The organism is Candidatus Salinivivens marinus, from assembly GCF_965655845.1.
Taxonomy (GTDB): Bacteria; Pseudomonadota; Alphaproteobacteria; order Rhodobacterales; family Rhodobacteraceae; genus Salinivivens; species Salinivivens marinus.
Genome location: NZ_CBFHHX010000003.1, coordinates 120,217 through 139,479, shown reverse-complemented (window position 1 = coordinate 139,479; position 19,263 = coordinate 120,217). Strand labels below are relative to the sequence as shown.

Here is a 19,263-nt window from a genome sequence, read left to right as displayed (position 1 = left end):
AAATTTCAGCTATTAAAGAATATCCTCTGGTCTGCAAACAAATTTTGAAACCACTCGTTTTGAACCTGCCTTTTCAAATTCAATCTGCAATTTATCCCCTTCAATATCTAAGACGGTCCCATATCCAAATTTCTGATGAAATACACGCTCGTTAACTTCATAGATTGGGTTGGAAGTACTATCAATTATGATCGCCTTACTTTCACTAGGCTGAGTAAGAGAATGCTGATTTTTATTTTTTTGCAGTCGCCTCCAACCGGGGCTATCATATCCATCTGCCTGACCCGCCTCATTATCCAACGTCGAATAATTCACACCAAAATCAGATGGTCCACTATACAAACCCGAAGGTGTAAGTATATCAACATGCTGCTCCGGTAATTCATCAATAAATCTTGATGGCATTGAAGATTGCCACTGGCCAAAAACACGACGATTACCCGCAAAAGAAATATAACAAGCTTGCTCTGATCTCGTTATACCAACATAAGCCAATCGTCTTTCCTCTTCTAGGCCGTTCACCCCACTCTCATCCATGCTTCGTTGTGATGGGAAAAGTCCATCTTCCCAGCCTGGCAAGAAAACAATTGGGAATTCCAGACCTTTGGCAGCATGAAGTGTCATTATAGAAACCTTTTGCTCAAACTCTTCACTGTCGTTTTCCATTATCAGGCTCACATGTTCTAAGAAGCCATGTAAATTTTCAAATTCCTCGAGTGCTTTAACAAGCTCCTTTAAGTTTTCTAATCGCCCACCGGCTTCCGGTGTTTTATCATTCTGCCACATGTCAGTGTAGCCACTTTCATCAAGAATTATTCCAGCCAATTCGACATGATTGCTATCGCCTTTCGAGATGATCGAACCCCAACGATCTAAATTCTTCAGAAATAAACCAAGTTGTATGGCAGCTTTTCCAGAAAAGCCTCCTTCGTCTAATAACAAACGAGCACCTTCAGCTAATGAAATTCCATTATTTCTTGATACCTGCTGAATTTTTTGCTGAGCTTTTTCGCCAATTCCTCTTTTTGGAGTATTAACAATTCGTTCAAAAGCCAAATCATCACTTAAGCTCAAACTCAAACGGAAATAAGCCATGGCATCGCGTATTTCCATGCGCTCATAAAATCTTGGACCACCAATAACTCGATATGGCAAACCTATGGTTAAAAATCTGTCCTCAAATGTACGCATTTGATGGCTCGCCCGCACTAAAATAGCAATTTCATCCAAACCGTTTATTAGATAATTTCTATTTGCCGATTGAATTGACTCGATTTCTTCACCAATCCATCGAGCCTCTTCTTCTCCATCCCAATGACCAATTAAGCGAACTTTTTGCCCCTCTTCATTTTCAGTCCAAAGTTTTTTTCCAAGACGATCTTTGTTTCCTGAGATTACTGCACTAGCTGCGGCCAAAATGTGTGGGGTGGATCGATAATTTTGCTCCAAACGTACAATCTTTGCGCCAACAAAATCTTTATCAAATCTAAGAATATTACCTACCTCTGCACCTCGCCAACCATAAATAGATTGATCATCGTCACCAACACAGCAGATATTCTTGTGATTTTGAGCTAGCAATCTAAGCCATAAGTACTGAGCCACATTAGTATCTTGATACTCGTCAACCAGTATGTACTTAAACCACTTTTGATATTTCGACAGTATCTCTGCATTTTCTTGAAATAGCTCTACAACGAGTAAAATTAAGTCACCAAAATCTACGGCATTTAACTCACGTAGCCGCTGCTGGTATTGAACGTACAATTCCGTTCCAATATTATCGAATGCGTTTGCTTCTGATGTCGGAACGGCATCTGGCAACCACCCTCTATTTTTCCATCTATCAATTAAGCTCGCTAAATGTCTTGGCGGCCATCTTTTTTCATCTACATCAGCTGCTTTTATTAACTGCTTCAAAAGTCTTAACTGGTCATCAGTATCAAGTATTGTGAAATTAGTCTTTAAATTTACTAGTTCCGCGTGACGTCTTAAAAGCTTAACACAAATTGAATGAAACGTTCCCAGCCAGGGCATCCCCTCAACAGCTCGCCCCAATGTGTGTGCAACTCGATTTTTCATTTCTAAAGCGGCTTTATTGGTGAAAGTCACAGCCAAAATTTCATTTGGCCTAGCACTACCCGTATTCAACAAGTGAACAATTCTCGCAGTTAGCGCTCTCGTTTTCCCTGTCCCCGCTCCTGCCAACATCAGAACGGGACCCTCTAATGTTTCCACAGCAATTCTCTGAGCTTCATTTAGCTCCTTTAAATAAGGCTCAGATCTTGCTTTTATTGCTCGGGCAGAGAGCCCTGAAGATGACTTAATCATGTTTTGAGGGTTTTTGCTCATAAGAATGTTTTAGACAAGTATGTTAAATTTGCAAAGGTATGTTCATAATTTGTTCTTTCATATTCTGTAATTTAATCAACATAGAAGACGTTTATTTCCTCAAAATAGTTTTCCACATAGGCTCCGTGTATCTAAAAAAATTAATATAGTTGTAGATAAATAGATTTTTTTTATTAAAAAGGCACTGGAAATGTATTGACACTTTTTTTTCATTCTGCGACGCAGAAAAAAAGCGTAAGTCGCCAATTTAGTACTTAAGGATTATTAAATGCCTGACTTCAATAAGATCCTGATAGCAAACCGTGGTGAGATTGCAATTCGTATTATGCGAGCTGCAAATGAAATGGGCAAAAAGACTGTGGCAGTGTTTGCTGAAGAAGATAAGCTCGGTCTTCACAGATTTAAGGCGGATGAAGCATATAGAATAGGCCACGGAATGGGGCCCGTCGCTGCATATCTTTCAATTGACGAAATAATACGTGTAGCAAGGGATTGTGGAGCAGATGCAATTCACCCAGGTTACGGACTGCTTTCTGAAAATCCCGACTTGGTTGATGCCTGTGAAAGAAACGGCATAGTATTTATCGGACCACAAGCGACAACAATGAGAGCGCTAGGTGACAAAGCTAGCGCTCGCAGAGTTGCGATAGAAGCCAATGTCCCAGTGATACCAGCCACAGAGGTCTTGGGAGATGACATGGATGCCATAAAGGCCCAGGCTGCTGAAATTGGATATCCATTAATGCTTAAAGCCTCGTGGGGCGGTGGTGGACGAGGAATGCGTCCAATCGAACATCAAAATGAATTGGAGGATAAAGTCTTAGAGGGACGACGCGAAGCCGAGTCAGCTTTCGGTAATGGTGAAGGTTATCTTGAAAAAATGATTACCCGAGCGCGTCACGTCGAAGTACAGATCTTAGGTGATAAGCATGGTGAAATTTTTCATCTTTGGGAACGAGATTGCTCTGTACAACGGAGAAACCAAAAAGTGGTTGAGAGAGCACCAGCACCATATTTAACACAAAAGCAGCGGGAAACTCTGTGTGATTTGGGCAGGAGAATATGTGCTCACGTAAACTATGAATGCGCAGGTACAGTTGAATTCTTAATGGATATGGATACCGAAGAATTCTATTTCATTGAAGTAAATCCACGAGTGCAAGTTGAACACACAGTTACTGAAGAAGTGACAGGCATCGATATTGTTCAAGCGCAAATTCTGATCGCTGAAGGGAAAACAATGGCCGAGGCCACCGGCAAAGCAAACCAGAGTGAAGTGACACTTAACGGACACGCCTTACAAACAAGAATTACTACAGAAGATCCACAAAATAATTTTATTCCAGACTATGGTCGAATAACTGCCTTTAGATCAGCCACGGGTATGGGAATAAGGCTTGATGGCGGTACTGCGTATGCAGGCGGCGTAATTACTCGCTACTATGACTCGTTGCTTGTAAAAGTGACAGCATGGGCACCAACACCTAGTAAGGCTATCGCCCGAATGGATCGTGCATTAAGGGAGTTCAGAATTCGTGGTGTTTCTACAAATATAGCGTTTGTCGAAAATTTATTAAAACATCCCATATTTCTATCAAATGAGTATACAACAAAATTTATCGATACAACGCCAGATCTTTTTGATTTTGACAAGCGACGAGATAGAGGGACTAAGGTCTTAACATATATTGCGGATGTGAGCGTTAATGGTCACCCGGAAACCAAGGACAGACCCCTACCCAATTTTGATACACCCACTCCTGTATCTCCAAGTCCAGTTGGAGAAATGAGCTACGGCACCCGAAACCTATTGGAACAAAAAGGCGCCGAGGCAGTTGCCGATTGGGTTTTGAAACAAAGGCAACTTCTGCTTACTGATACGACCATGCGGGATGGTCATCAGTCGCTACTTGCGACAAGAATGCGTTCCGTTGATATGATTAGGGTAGCACCTGCATATGCATCAAATTTACCCTCGCTTTTTTCTGTTGAATGCTGGGGCGGCGCAACCTTTGACGTTGCTTATCGGTTCCTTCAAGAATGCCCATGGCAGCGTTTGCGAGATTTAAGGGCCCAAATGCCAAACCTGATGACGCAAATGCTACTACGTGCCTCAAACGGTGTTGGCTATACAAATTATCCAGATAATGTCGTTAGAGCATTTGTAAAAGAAGCATCAAAAGGTATCGATGTATTTCGAGTTTTCGACAGCCTCAACTGGGTTGAGAATATGCGCATTGCAATGGATGCTGTAATTGATAGCGGAAAAATCTGTGAAGGAACAATATGCTACACAGGTGATATTCTTAACCCAGACCGATCGAAGTATAATCTTAAATACTATGTAAACATGGCTAAGGACCTTCAGTCAGCAGGCGCACATTTTCTTGGACTCAAGGATATGGCGGGTTTATTGAAGCCGGCCGCTGCACGTCAACTTGTGAAATCATTGAAAGAAGAGGTGGGATTACCAATTCATTTTCACACACACGATACTTCTGGAATTGCGGGCGCTACCATTTTGGCAGCAGCAGATGCTGGTGTTGATGTTGTTGATACAGCGATGGATGCTTTTTCTGGAGGAACGTCACAACCTTGTATGGGATCGATTGTAGAAGCTCTGCACAACTCGGAGCGTGATACTGGAATAAACATCGAAAATTTAAGAGAGATAAGTGATTATTGGGGGCAAGTTAGAGCTCAATATGCTGCTTTTGAAAGTGGACTATCGTCACCGGCCTCGGAAGTTTATTTGCATGAAATGCCGGGAGGACAATTTACAAACCTAAAGGCTCAAGCCCGCTCAATGGGCATGGAAGAAAAATGGCATGATATAGCAGAAACATATGCAGACGTTAATCAAATGTTTGGTGACATCGTAAAAGTTACTCCATCATCAAAGGTGGTAGGCGACATGGCCCTTATGATGGTTGCTCAAAATTTAAATCGTGATGATGTCGAAAACCCGAAAACTGATGTGGCTTTCCCTGAAAGTGTTGTTGATATGCTCAGAGGAAATCTAGGACAACCGCCTGGAGGGTTTCCGAAACACATAGTTAAAAAGGCCTTGAAAGGCGAAAAACCAAATTTAGCCCGGCCAGGTAAAAACCTTGAACCAATAGATCTCGAAAAAACACGTCAAGAAATTTCTGATAAGCTCGATGGCATGAAAATTGATGATGAGGACTTAAATGGTTACTTAATGTATCCAAAGGTTTTCCTAGATTACATGGAACGGCATCTCACATATGGCCCAGTCCGAACTCTACCAACAAAAACTTTTTTCTACGGCATGAACTCAGGTGACGAAATAAGTTTAGAGATTGATCCAGGTAAAACACTAGAGATCCGCATGCAAGCAATCGGTGAGACGGATGAGAACGGCGAAGTCAAAGTTTTTTTTGAACTAAACGGACAGCCGAGAGTAATTAGAGTTCCTAATAGATTAGTAACTTCTGAGACAATATCACGACCAAAAGCGGACCCAAGTAATTCCAACCACATTGGCGCCCCAATGCCCGGTGTGATTTCTACAGTTAGCGTAAATGAAGGTCAAACTGTAAAAAAAGGTGACCTGCTTTTAACAATTGAAGCTATGAAAATGGAAACTGGTATTCACGTAGAGCGGGATGCTAAAATAAAAGCTGTTCACGTCAAGGCAGCCACCCAAATTGATGCAAAAGATTTAATCATAGAGCTGGAGTAACCGTATCGACTATATAAGGTAACATATTTTAAATATGTAATCCATTTTATGCTTGCGGTTGCAAACGGATCTTTATAAACAACTTTTTAGTGATTTATGCGGGCGTAGCTCAGGGGTAGAGCGTTACCTTGCCAAGGTAAATGTCGTGAGTTCGAATCTCATCGCCCGCTCCATTACTAGGAATTAGATACTCATTTTCAGTCATAATCGCTTGAAGGCTCGGCAACCCAAGATTTCAAGCCGGTTGTCTACCTAAACTTGAGCAACTCTATAATCAGGAAGAATGGAGTGCTCTTTCACATATTTTACATTAGCCATATCGTTACTTAGTGCTCTCGCACTCGCACTAATTGGATCCAATCCGTGTGCGGTCCACCTATCAGTTAATCGTTTTTCCAGATCAATATCTGAAACTTCCAAATAAACGGATAGATCAAACTCACCTTTTAGATAAGACCAAGGATATTTTTTCAATAAAAGATAATTCCCTTCGACAATTATTATTTTGTGTTCAGGACCCAAATTATCTGCATCCATAATTGTTTTATCGGCATCTCTATCAAAAACTGGAAATGACAAATTCTCTGTTCTTCGTATATCTTTTACAAGCTCAAGAAATCCAAAAGCATCAAACGTTTCCGGCGCACCTTTACGATGGAGTAAACCTAGATTTTTTAATTGGCGATTATCTAAGTGAAAACCGTCCATAGGTACAACCTTTGCACATTCACCAAGTCCTTTTAATAGTAAGCCTGCAAATGTAGATTTTCCAGATCCAGGAGGACCACAAATTGCGACAATAAACCGTCCAGCCAAAGAATTCTGCTTAGCAATTAACCCTAAAAGCTCTTTGATATTTATATAATCAATCGAGGGCATAATTAGGACTTAAATCTGGAAAATAGTAAAATATTCTTCGAATGGAATTATTGTAAATAATCATCAATAGCCGCCTCTACTCCGCTATTCCATATTTTTCTTAACCAATTTGCGAATGTATCAGAAAAAATTTTATTGGAATTAAGATGACCATAATACTGTCGTTGATCCAACCAAGCTGATGGTTTTTCTTTAGCAACTCTGGCCGTTCGCTCTAAATCAAACCAATTCGGATCATTAGGCTCAATTTTGCTACCATCCTCACGGGTTCCCTCACACATGCGAGCCCAAATCGCTTCGGCAAGAGCAAGTCCAGATATAGACGAACCAGTCTCCACTGCTTTATTTATGGATGGAACTAAAAACCCAGGATGCCTCGATGATCCATCAAAAGCTACCCTTCGAGTTGTATCAACTACCGTAGGATTAGAGAAACGCTTCTGAATCAATTCAATATATTCTGCCGGCGTTTTATTAGGAACTGAGTCTACGTGCGGTGCAATTTCTTCACTAAGAATCTTAACAAAAAGAGATGCAATTCTGGTGTCTTGCATGCAATCTGATATAGTGACTAATGATAACAATTCTCCAACATTTGCGATTATTTGATGGCCACCATTCAGCAATCTTATTTTCATTGTTTCGTAATAGTGAACTTTTTTTGTGAAGATAACACCAACTTTTTCTAGATCGGGTCTTCCAGCGCAAAAATCATCCTCAATCACCCATTGGCGAAAATTTTCATGAGTAACTGGGACATTATCATTCAAACTATACGCTTGCACCAACTCCAATTCGTATGCTCCAGTACTGGGAACGATACAATCTACCATTGAACACGGAAAACTACAGTTTTCACTGATCCATTCAGCCAAATCAGGATCGATTTGCTCTGCAAGTTTAGTGACTGCCCTATGTAAAACAACACCATTCTTCTCAAGATTATCGCAACAAAGTCCTGTTACAGGACCATATCCTAGCTGCCTTCTCAAACGCAGCGCTTCCACCATTACACCGAAAACTGTTCTTGGAGAAGTTGGGTTTTCGATATCCTTTTTTATATCTGGGTGATCAATATTGAAATCTTTCGATGTTGTATTCATATAGTAGCCGCCCTCAGTAACAGTTAGACTAACTATCCTTATTTCAGGGCTTACCATTGCCTTTATTAATGCTTGATTTGTTTCTTCAACTTCAACATAGTCTATGATCGATCCAATTACTTCAGCTGAAGTACCACTTGGATCCAATTCAATTAAGGTCGAAAGAAAATCTTGTTTTTTTAATTTTTCTCTTTGAATCTTGTCAAAAGCACAAACGCCACCACCAACTATCGCCCAGTCAAAATTCAATCCTTCTTCAAACAATCGGTGTATGTACCAAGCCTGATGTGCACGATGAAAGTTACCAACTCCTATATGTAAAATTCCAGGACTCAAGTCAGAGCGATTATACCTGAAACCTTTCACCTTCTTGGGTAGTTGTGGAATAAGGTTATTATTTAAACTTTTTAATTCAGTTATTTCGCTATACTCATCCATCAGCTCATCCAATTACCGCCATCAACGCCAAAAGTTTGCGCCACGATGTAATCTGCTTCACTTGTAGCCAAGAATACCGCCATTCCAATTAAGTCAGAGGGCTTGCCCATACGACCAAATGGTACCGCAGCGCCCACAGTTTTTTTCTTTTGTCCTAAAGGAAGGCCTTCTAATTGTGAAAAAGCGGCATCGACTCCATCCCAATGCACTCCATCAACAACACCCGGTGCAATTGCATTAACATTAATACCGTACTTTATTAGATTTAATCCTGCCGACTGGGTAAGGCTGATAACAGCTGCTTTAGATGCGCAGTAAACTGCCACCAACGGCTCACCTCTTCTTCCAGCTTGGCTGGCCATATTTATTATTTTACCGCCATTACCACGACCTATCATATGTCGTGCAACAGCCTGCATGGTAAACAACACACCTGAAACATTAACAGAAAAAACATTTAAGTAATCGTCTCGATCAATATCGGTAATTGGAGCAGCCGTAAATAAGGCTGCATTATTTATTAATATATCTATACAGCCCATTTCATCGATTGCCTGCTCAACCGCTAGGTTTATACTTTCTTGATCTCTAACATCTAATTCTACTGCAAAAGCTGTATCGCCCAGTTCCAATGCAGCTTTTCTTACTTTTTTCTGATCTATATCGGCCAATGCAACTTTTGCACCTTCCGCCACGTATGCTTTCGCTAACTCAAAGCCAATGCCCTGAGCAGCTCCCGTAATAAATGCAGATTTTCCAAATAAACGGGTCATTTTATTCTCAAGCCATCCTTGTCAAAGCGGTGGAGATGTTCTTTCTCAGGTGTTAAAAATACGGTTTGGCCATATGCTAGTTCCAAACCCCCGATTGCTCTTACAGTAATGGACTGATCTTGAAACTCACATTTGACGTGAAAAAATGTATCAGAACCTAGCTGCTCTGAAACACCAATTGTGCCCTTCCAAGTTCCAGTACTATCCGATATTGCTATATGCTCTGGCCTTATACCAATACTTGCAGATTTATATTTTGAAGCTTGAGGCCCTTCAATTATGTTCATTTTCGGACTACCAATAAAACCAGCGACAAATACATTAAGTGGGGAGCGATATAAATCTAAAGGGGTACCGACCTGCTCAATCCTGCCATTTTGAAGCACCACAATTTTGTCAGCCATAGTCATTGCCTCAATTTGGTCATGGGTGACATAAATCATGGTTGTAGCTAAACGCTTATGCAGTTCTGAAATTTCAACCCGCATTCCAACTCTTAATGCTGCGTCAAGATTTGATAGTGGTTCATCAAACAGAAATGCTTGCGGTTCACGGACAATTGCTCTGCCAATTGCAACCCTTTGCCTTTGACCTCCAGACAATTGGCCAGGTTTTCTGTCAAGGTACTCGCTTAGGTTTAATACTTTTGCGGCATCTTCCACTTTCTTGCCCTGCTCAGTGCTGCTTAAGCCAGCCATTCTAAGCGGAAATGCTATGTTTTTTCTAACTGTCATATGTGGATAGAGCGCATAAGACTGAAAAACCATTGCTAACTTTCGTTTAGCAGGTGATACCTCGGTTGCATCTTCACCATTAATTAAAATTCTTCCAGATGATACATCTTCCAGGCCAGCAATTAATCGCAGCAAAGTAGATTTTCCACAACCACTAGGACCAACAAATACAACAAACTCACCATCCTTGATTTCTAAGTTTAACGGAGGAATAACTTCCGTATCACCGAATTTTTTTGAAACATCTTTTAAGTGAATGTGGCTCATTAGTTCATTCCTTACTTAACTGCGCCAAAGGTTAGTCCACGCACAAGTTGCTTTTGGCTGAACCAACCCATTATTAGGATCGGAGCAATGGCCATAACGGAGGCAGCACTAAGTTTTGCATAGAACAAACCCTCAGGGCTCGAATAACTCGCTATAAATGCCGTTAGAGGAGCAGCTTTAGCAGCCGTTAAGTTTAATGTCCAAAAAGCCTCATTCCAAGCCAAAATAATATTGAGCAGGACTGTTGAAGCTATACCTGGTAAAGCCATTGGAGCTAAAACAAAAAGTATTTCTTCTCGCAATCCAGCCCCGTCCATTCTGGAAGCTTCAAGAATTTCTTCAGGTATTTCTCGAAAATATGTATAGAGCATCCAAACAATAATTGGCAAATTCATAAGCATCAAAACCACAACTAATCCTATACGGCTATCTAAAATCCCCAGCGCAATGAAAAGTATGTAAATCGGATATAGAACGCCTACGGCTGGAAGCATTTTTGTTGATAGCATCCATAAAAGAATACCTCTGGTTCTTTTGGAGGGAACAAAAGCCATTGACCATGATGCAGGCACAGCTATCAAGATTCCTAAAAAAGTCGATCCTAGAGCTATAAATACCGAGTTGTAAAAGTGTTTGAAATAATCTGAACGATCTTGAACCACAAAATAATTATCAAAAGTCCAGTTTGAAATAACTACGGCAATTGGACTTCTTATTGCATCACCCTCGGTCTTGAATGATAAAATTATGATCCATAAAATTGGAAAGAATATAATCAAACCAAGTGTCCAAGCAATCAGAGAATTAATTATCTTACTTCGTTTTGAACTAGCACGGGCCATAATAATTAATCCTTAGTCACTCAAATTTTTTCCAACAATGCGCATAAGAAAAATGGCTATTATATTTGCGAGGATAATCGCATATACGCCTCCAGCGGAGCCCAAACCAACGTTTTGACTTTCTAGTACTCTTTGGAAAATTAAATAGGTCAAAGTTTTTGTTCCAAAAGCACCAGCGGTTGTAACAAATATCTCAGCAAAAATTGCGAGTAAGAATATAGTTTGGATCAAAATAACTATAGTAATTGCACGTGCCAAATGTGGAATAATTATAAACCAAAACCTTCCTAATAAACGAGCACCGTCCATTTCTGCTGCTTCAATCTGTTCACTATCTAGCGATTGTATCGCTGTTAAAAGGATTAGAGTGGCAAAAGGTAACCACTGCCAACTTAAGATGATCGTTAATGATAAAATAGATTCTTGGCTTAACCATTGGATTGGTTCTGATCCAAAAGCCCTGGATAAGTGCGCAAAAAAACCATTTACTGGATCCATGAACATGTTCTTCCAAACCAACCCAGAAACAGTAGGCATTACAAAAAATGGGGCAATAAACATAATTCTTACAATACCTTGGCCCCAAAAAGGCTGATTGAGCAGTAACGAAAAAAGAATTCCCAAGGTCACTGTAATAAACAAAACACCACCAACTATAAGAAGTGTTGTACCAATCGCAGGCCAAAAAGAACTTGAAGAAACGAAACGGGTATAATTATCAAACCCCACCCAACCTAAATCTCCCCCTCTCAAAGGAAGGTATTTTTTAAAAGAGAAATATAAAGTCATTGAAAGTGGGACCAACATCCAAGCCATTAGCAATACGACGGCTGGAGCCAACATCACTTTTGCAGCTGATCTAGATTGCTGTGTAGACATTGCCATCCCTTCTTAACTGATGTCGCAGATGTCTTAATTATTAGATAGAAAATTGCACTAGCCAAGGGGCGAAAATACTTTCGCCCCTCGACAATTGGGAGTACGCCTAGCGGTAACCAGCGGCTTCCATTGCATCGTTAGTAATTGCTTGAGCTTTTGCCAGAGCATCTGCTATCGATTGCTGTCCAGCATAGACCGCGGAGAACTCTTGACTTACCTCCGTAGCTATTCCTGCAAATTCTGGAATTGCTGCAAACTGAATGCCGACATATGGAGAAGGATCAACTGTAGAGTTATTTGGATCAGCTGAAAGAATCGAGTCCAAGGTCATTTTTGCAAATGGTACGGATGTATAATTTGGATTCTCATACAAAGAAGTTCTTGCACCAGGTGGAACATTTGCCCAGCCTTCATTTGCCGCAACCAACTCTATATAGGAGTTAGAAGTCGCCCACTCGATAAACTGCTTTGCTGCAGCTTCTTTCTGCGTACCTGCCGGCACGGCAAGAGCCCATGCCCATAGCCAGTTTGACCTGACCCCCATTCCATTATCGGGTGCCAGCGCAAAACTTACTTTGTCAGCTACGGTAGAATCTTTAGGATTAGTTACAAAAGATGCCGCAACTGTTGCATCAATCCACATTCCACATTTACCCTGCTGAAATAGTGATAAATTTTCGTTAAAACCATTTGTTGCATACCCTGCAGGGCCAGAGTCAGTCATCATATTAACAAAGAAATTAAGAGTATCTGACCACTCACGAGTATCGAATTGTGCATTCCAATCTTCATCAAACCAACGAGCGCCAAATGAATTCGACATAGCCGTTATGAAAGCACCGCCTTCACCCCAGCCTGCTTTACCACGAAGGCAAATACCATTTATTCCCTTGTCACGGTCAGTCATGTGACGTGCTGCCTTGGCAATGAATGACCAACTAGGCGCCGCAGGCATTTCCAACCCAGCCGCCTTCATTAAATCAGTCCGATACATAATCATAGAGCTTTCGCCGTAAAATGGTGCAGCATAGAGAGTACCATCATGACTTAAACCACCGGACATAGCAGGTAATATATCACCGACATTATATTCAGCACTCAGATCATCGAGTGGTACTAACCAACCATTAGATCCCCAAATTGGCGTTTCATACATGCCGATAGTCATTATATCGAATGCACCACCCTTTGTTGTAATATCCGTTGTCACGCGCTGCCTTAGAACGTTTTCTTCTAAAGTAACCCATTCAACCGTGTGACCAGTTTTTGCAGTAAAATCATCCGTTAAACCTTGCATTCGGATCATATCACCGTTGTTAACCGTAGCTATAACCAGATTATCAGCTGCTGCTGCGCTAACGGTCAAAACCGAAATAGCAGTGGCTGCTTTAAGTATGTTTTTCAAAGACATACGACTTCCTCCCAAAATTAAATCATAATTTCAGCCTACTCACCAACTGCATCAGGCGTCAATATTTTTCTTTACGCGCGTAAATTTATTATTTTATATTGTTTATTTTCAGTTAGTTAAGCAGATGCCCTCATTATGAGCTCACCATCAAAGAGAGTTGTTTTTCTTTCTTGGCTACGCTCTCCTGATTCGATTAGGTCCATAATTGTATCAACGCTCTTCTGCGCAATTGCTGCAAAGTTATGCGAGATAGTGGTCAATCGGGGACACGTAAAATGTGAAACTGGATGATTATCATGAGCAGCCACGCGCAAGTCACAATCAGAACCTAACCCAACCTTTAAACCCAACTCATAAGCTGCTGTTAGAAATCCGATAGCAAGCCGATCATTACTACAGAACACCGTAGAACGAGATAACTCTTTTCCTTTGATAGCCTTGACCGCACCACGGTAACCAATTTCTTCTAGCTGCCAGCCATCTCCATCAATTTGAATTATTTGTTGGTCTAGTTCTTTTTTGCTCATGGACTCGAGGTAGGCTTTTCTTCTCTTTCCAGCATTAGGGTTAGGTGGATCTCGCATTTCGAAAAAGACAGGAGGTTCTCCTGTCCTCGTTAAATATTCAATCATAACTGATGTTGCTTGAAAGTTATCGTGCCCCACAAAAGCTTCCCCTACCCCATCTATATTAGAGTCAAATAGAACTGTTGGCACATCTAAACAAAATTTTTCAATGGCCGATATATCAGAGCTTCGTCCCAATGGCGCGAGCAGAACACCCGCAGGTTTAATTGCACGAAGGGAATCTAAGTTCTCAATTTCAAGACGCGTATCACCGTGCGAACTCAATAATATTGGCCGATAACCAGCAGCAATTATCAAAGTTTCTATACGTCTTGCAATTTCAGCAAAAAATGGATCTGCCAAATATGGAACTACAATACCCAAATTTTTAGTTAATTTTCTATTTTGGTTAATTGCAAATATATTTGGACGATAATCACACCTTTCTAACGCTCGCTCAAGTTTTTCTCTTGTTACCCGTCGAACACTGTCTGGATCATGAAAAAACCTTGAAACAGTTGGTCTTGAAACCCCACTGAAAGCAGCAAACTCCTCCATATTACGTATTTTTGTACTATCCATAAAAGTATTTTCAAAATTCTTTCCCAAAACTTACATAATCTTTCCGCGCGATAAAAATCAATATGAAAAAAGAAAGTTCATTTTGAATAACACAAATCAGGTAAAATATTCGAGTATGCCCATTCAACCTAGAAAATTTAAAAAGTACCTATGAACACGAAATCTATCTAAAATACTTTTAGAAATAATACCCAAGGGTTAAACTTAGCTCACTGTCATCCACGAGTGAGTAGAATGGTAAATTTTGTCTGTCAGACTGATAAAGTAAATAATTTATATCTAAAGTCATCCCATTACGGAGCCGCCTAGAAACCTCCAAACCAAATAGAGACTGGCTAAAAGCATCATCAACCGTATATAAAACAAGAAAATTAGTGTCGAACTCATCGTTAGCTGTTAATCTAACTCCAGAGACAATCATCCGGTCTATTAGCGCTTGAGCCCTGTCATCATATTGGTATTCGAAAAGTACGCCCATATCCCATTGAGTTTCGAAAACCGAATAAACAGTTTTTTCTGTTCCCAAAACTACTGCATCGAAATCTTTTCCACTTTGAGTTCCCATTAAACCCTCGAATTTATACAGGATCGATTCTCCAGTATACTGCAACTCTAAACCGACTGAACGCATTCGCTCATAATATGGGGCAATAGTTGGCGGGTCTAATTCTTGAACTATAAATAATGGCTCTCGTGCAGTTCCGTCAAATATACTTAGTGCATAGTCAATATCACCAATCGAGTTTGCATACCTTAATGCTTGATCTCTTGCTTTAGACCCTTTTACGTGTGCAAACTGTGACGGCGAAACTGACATTCCAAATCCTGGATGGGCATTTGCATCGTTAAAAGTTCTTTCACGGAACCGAGGAATATACCAATATTGCAACTCTCCAGAACCTAAGTAAGTCTCAATCGAAATAGAGGGTGCACCCAATTTATTGTCAGCAGAAATACCTGCAGCCAAGTCTTGCTGGTTTATCAAGTCAACAACATTTCTACTTTCGGCAACTCCCCAGAACGTATGCCTATAGCCGAGATAAACATCTATATCGCCGAACGTCTTCGAAAGAAAAAGTTGACGCGGCTCAATGATATCCTTGCCATTATCGTTGAGACTTTTTCTTATAATAATTTCATATTCAAGCTGAAAGTCATCTAACTCTTCATAGCCTATGACTTTGGCTTCAGCAGTAATATTTGTATCGAAACTAGCACCTAAAGACTTGGGAAAATAAGATCCCGTAATTTCTAGTGAACCGCTTGTCTCTGCTTTAACTTGTATGGCCAGCAGGAGCCAAACACATGATATTCTTGCAAAATAGCCCATCACCGAACTTTTTTAAGCGATTTCTTATTGAAGTCTTTTGCAGACAATCCAGTTTGGAACTTCCAGTCGTCGAATTCCAATATAGTCTTTTTTCCCGTTTGATGGTTTTCCATCTCAAATACATCCGCTCGCCAAAATTTACCAATATATTTAGAATAGTTTTTATAGACTAGCGTCTTAAGCAAACTTTCCTTTCGATCATAAAACTCGATTTTGTGAGATCTATATTCATTTGTATCAATCCAAACAATTTGCTTCGAGTAGCCACTCTTGCGATCGATTGGATCATACTCCAAAACAAAGCAATCCAATCCTTGGTAATCCTCATTTCGCAAGTATTTGTACGTGTACTTTTCGAGTTCCTGGCTTGAAATATCTTCGTAGGCAAACTCGCTGCCCATAAATGGTCCTGCTTGGTTCGATGAAGCAATTCGTTTTACTCGCTTAAGAGCTGGCAAATATAACCACTGGTCATCCGATCCTGATTTCTTAGTATGCGAAAGGAAAGCTGTGCCCTTAACGTCGGCGGGAGTATCAAAAATTACGAGCGACAAATCGCCCTCATCTGTACCTTCGAGAGTTCTATTTCTGATTTTCCTTGATGTAGAGTTTCCATATTGATCAAACAAGGTCATCGTCATTGTAGACGTGGTATCGCCAAACCCCCGATCCCTAACATCTACCTCTGTCGCTATTTCAAGTCCCTTACCTTCAGAAGCATAAACGCTCCCAATAAACAGATAGGATAATAAAACTATAAGAATAATTCTAAAAGATTTCATGATTTTTCCTTTTATCAAATTAAGCGGTAACGACATTATCTGAAGCATTACTTTTGTTAATTTTTCTATCTAACAGGATGAGTAATGCGGGTAAAATAGTTAAGTCTGCGACAAGCGCCATAAACAGCGCTATGGCTGTTAAGCTAGCCATTGCACTGTTCAGCCCAAAACTTGACTGTGCCAAAATAGCAAAACCAGCAACTAAAATAATCGTGGTAACTAGCAGTGCGGTACCGACCCCACTAAATGCAGACACCACGGCCTTTTCTGCAGACAAATTATCATTTTTTCTTGCCAGCTGATATTTTGTTAAAAAATGTACACTATCATCCACTATCACTCCAAGTGCCATACCAGTTACTACCGCTACGGCCATATTTACCTGACCAACAAAGAGACCCCATACTCCGAAAGCTAGTGCAGCAGGAAGTACGTTTGGAACCAAGCTAAGTAGTCCCAGCCTTACATCTTTCAAAGCAATAAGAATAATGCCTGAAATAATCAAAACAGCATATAAAGTTCCCCACAACATGCCTTGAATATTTCTCTCAGCTATGTACGAAAACATTACAGTCGGGCCTGCGGCGACAGTATCCATTCCCAACTCATTCTCTAGAAAAGTTTCTGCTTCCGAGATCCAAGCTTTGATTTGATTTGTAGTCAAATCGTCAATTGTTACAATTACTTGTGTCGATGACTTATCAATATCAATTTGATTATTGAGATCCAAACCAAATGGAAGTGACAATTCATATAGAAGAAGATACTGCGCAGACAGTTCACGGTTTTCTGGTATTCTATAAAACTCTACGTCTCCTCCATTTAGATCTCTATTCAAGCGCTTGAAAACATCAGTTATACTCTGAACATTTGTTACAACTTCATGATTTCGAGCCCAATTAGCAAATCTTTCAAGTTTATTCAGAAACACGGGATCGCTTATACCATTTGGCTTTTTTGACTGCATATCAAATTGTATTTGATTGAGACCGGTTAAGTTTTGGCTAATCCAATCAGTATCTGCTCTAAAGGTTATATCTTCATCAAAATATTTGAGAAAGTCGTCATTGATTTCGTTCCTTGTAATTGCTGCTGTTACAAGCACCGAGATAAAAATTGATACAAGTAGAACTGCCTTATATTTTGAAGAAATAAACTCACCCATCTTTCCCATATAATTGTTTAGAAAGCCAAGCGTTTCTCTAGGTTTTACAGTCACAAAACTCATTAAAATAGGAAGCAACATAACGGAAAAAAGCCAAGCTGCCATTACGCCCGCGGCTGTGATATTTCCTAAATCGTGAAACGGCGGCGAGTCAGAAAAGTTTAAGGATAAAAAACCAACAGCCGTTGTGATTGATGTTAAAAAAATAGGCTTACCGTTAACACTCAAACTGTAAATAATTGAGTCACGTTGACTATGCCCAGCTTTCATTCGCTGGAACATTGTGACAAGAAAATGAATAGAGTCTGCGACGGCTAATGTCGTAATCACCGTTGGAGCACTCGCTGACGGTGGCGTTAATCCAACGCCAATCCACCCACCAAACCCCATCGCAAATGTAATACTTGGAACGATAATAAGCACGACCATTGCCGTTGCGTAAATTGATCTTATCATCAAGTAGGTAACCACAAGAATGACCAAATACATGGCAGGCATTAACGTCATCATATCATTTTGAGATGCCTCCAGAAAGGCGTTGTTGAAAACTGCAATACCCCCGAGCCTTAACTTTACATCATGATTTCGTTCGATTGTCTCCTTGAGCAATCTAGATGCTTCTACAACCTCAACGACCTCCATAGGATCTTTTCCTGGCAGTTGAACGGTAGCCGTCACAGCAGTAGATCTATGTTTGGGATCATGAATTCTGCCAATGATAGAAGGTTCCGTTGAAATTATCTTGCGTATTGCCTCTAGTTTTTGTTCGTCCAACTCTTCTGCGAATTCATAGAGATCTTCCACAAGCAGATCGTCTTCATCTACCTCTGTGTGCTGATAATTAGATATACTGTCGACACGCAAGGAATACGGGATCTGCCATGCTAATTCAGTTAACTCTTCAATAGCAGATAGTATTTGAACGGAACTGGCATTACTGCCTGGTTTTGGCTCAACAGCAAATTGAACATTGTCAATTTTAGTATACGTTTTCTGGAGCCTCTCAAAAGCGTCAAGTTGTGGATTAGTCTTACCAAAAAATGCTCGATAATCATTATCAAAATAAAGATTCTTAGCGCCAAAAGACATTCCAACGGTAAGTAGTAGTAGAAAAATGATTGCTACTAGACGATTATTCAGCAGCGTTTCTCCATAAGAAGAATTTGTTAAAGTCATATTAGCTCCATTTCAGTTTACAAACTTGTTAGACAACAATAATCGCCAGTTCTCATGACAGTGGTATGACAGACCACTTCTTATTTTTCAAAGGCACAAAATATCTATAAAAACCAACACAAAGTTTAAGTTTTCCACAATTTGTGATGATTTGCCCAAAAATGAATCAAACTTAAGTCGGAAGATAATTAGCTGACCACTGGAGGAGTTATGCAGCAATCTTGTTGTTTGCAAGACGAAAACTAGATAACCTTGCGTAAAGACACAAAAGTATCTTT

General features: G+C 40.3%; 13 protein-coding genes and 1 tRNA gene. 2 read left to right on the top strand and 12 right to left on the bottom strand.

From position 1 onward, the window contains the following. Positions 1 to 12: 12 nt before the first annotated feature. Positions 13 to 2,352 (bottom strand): ATP-dependent helicase, encoded by a 2,340-nt coding sequence (locus ACTF5Q_RS04365; protein WP_438953454.1) that lies wholly within the window; start codon positions 2,350 to 2,352, stop codon positions 13 to 15. Positions 2,353 to 2,620: 268 nt separating this feature from the next. On the opposite strand from ACTF5Q_RS04365, the gene ACTF5Q_RS04360 reads away from it, so the two are divergent. Together ACTF5Q_RS04360 and ACTF5Q_RS04355 are read left to right on the top strand one after the other, a co-directional pair. Then, the gene (locus tag ACTF5Q_RS04360) at positions 2,621 to 6,058 is read left to right on the top strand and encodes a pyruvate carboxylase (protein ID WP_438953453.1); all 3,438 of its coding nucleotides are present in this window, start codon (positions 2,621 to 2,623) and stop codon (positions 6,056 to 6,058) included. Positions 6,059 to 6,156: 98 nt separating this feature from the next. Beyond that, positions 6,157 to 6,231, top strand: a tRNA-Gly gene (locus ACTF5Q_RS04355). 79 nt (positions 6,232 to 6,310) lie between these two features. Here ACTF5Q_RS04355 and ACTF5Q_RS04350 read toward each other — a convergent pair. The 11 genes from ACTF5Q_RS04350 to ACTF5Q_RS04300 all read right to left on the bottom strand — a co-directional run bounded on the left by ACTF5Q_RS04350 (position 6,311) and on the right by ACTF5Q_RS04300 (position 18,985). Next, positions 6,311 to 6,937 (bottom strand): hypothetical protein, encoded by a 627-nt coding sequence (locus ACTF5Q_RS04350; protein ID WP_438953452.1) that lies wholly within the window; start codon positions 6,935 to 6,937, stop codon positions 6,311 to 6,313. Between the two features lie 47 nt (positions 6,938 to 6,984). After that, positions 6,985 to 8,478 carry a mannitol dehydrogenase family protein gene (locus ACTF5Q_RS04345; protein ID WP_438953451.1) on the bottom strand — a complete coding sequence of 498 codons (1,494 nt, stop codon included), beginning with the start codon at positions 8,476 to 8,478 and terminating at the stop codon, positions 6,985 to 6,987. Beyond that, positions 8,478 to 9,251 (bottom strand): L-iditol 2-dehydrogenase, encoded by a 774-nt coding sequence (locus ACTF5Q_RS04340; protein ID WP_438953450.1) that lies wholly within the window; start codon positions 9,249 to 9,251, stop codon positions 8,478 to 8,480. The genes ACTF5Q_RS04345 and ACTF5Q_RS04340 overlap by 1 nt, the downstream gene beginning before the upstream one ends. Then, positions 9,248 to 10,252, bottom strand: coding sequence for an ABC transporter ATP-binding protein (locus ACTF5Q_RS04335; RefSeq protein WP_438953449.1), 1,005 nt, complete (start codon positions 10,250 to 10,252; stop codon positions 9,248 to 9,250). Before ACTF5Q_RS04335 ends, ACTF5Q_RS04340 begins: the two co-directional genes overlap by 4 nt. 11 nt (positions 10,253 to 10,263) lie before the next feature. After that, positions 10,264 to 11,094, bottom strand: a complete 831-nt coding sequence (locus tag ACTF5Q_RS04330) for a carbohydrate ABC transporter permease (RefSeq protein ID WP_438953448.1) — start codon at positions 11,092 to 11,094, stop codon at positions 10,264 to 10,266. Between the two features lie 12 nt (positions 11,095 to 11,106). Next, positions 11,107 to 11,973 (bottom strand): carbohydrate ABC transporter permease, encoded by an 867-nt coding sequence (locus ACTF5Q_RS04325; RefSeq protein WP_153691197.1) that lies wholly within the window; start codon positions 11,971 to 11,973, stop codon positions 11,107 to 11,109. Positions 11,974 to 12,079: 106 nt separating this feature from the next. After that, positions 12,080 to 13,384 carry an ABC transporter substrate-binding protein gene (locus tag ACTF5Q_RS04320; protein ID WP_153691196.1) on the bottom strand — a complete coding sequence of 435 codons (1,305 nt, stop codon included), beginning with the start codon at positions 13,382 to 13,384 and terminating at the stop codon, positions 12,080 to 12,082. Between the two features lie 116 nt (positions 13,385 to 13,500). Further along, complete coding sequence (locus tag ACTF5Q_RS04315; protein ID WP_438953447.1) at positions 13,501 to 14,532, bottom strand: LacI family DNA-binding transcriptional regulator; 1,032 nt, start codon at positions 14,530 to 14,532, stop codon at positions 13,501 to 13,503. Between the two features lie 178 nt (positions 14,533 to 14,710). Continuing rightward, entirely contained in the window at positions 14,711 to 15,862 is a 1,152-nt protein-coding gene (locus ACTF5Q_RS04310; protein ID WP_438953446.1) for a hypothetical protein, read from the bottom strand. Continuing rightward, on the bottom strand, positions 15,862 to 16,644 hold the full coding sequence (locus ACTF5Q_RS04305; RefSeq protein ID WP_438953445.1) for an outer membrane lipoprotein-sorting protein: 783 nt from the start codon (positions 16,642 to 16,644) through the stop codon (positions 15,862 to 15,864). The genes ACTF5Q_RS04310 and ACTF5Q_RS04305 overlap by 1 nt, the downstream gene beginning before the upstream one ends. A 19-nt stretch (positions 16,645 to 16,663) precedes the next feature. Then, positions 16,664 to 18,985, bottom strand: a complete 2,322-nt coding sequence (locus tag ACTF5Q_RS04300) for an efflux RND transporter permease subunit (RefSeq protein WP_438953444.1) — start codon at positions 18,983 to 18,985, stop codon at positions 16,664 to 16,666. Positions 18,986 to 19,263: the final 278 nt, after the last annotated feature.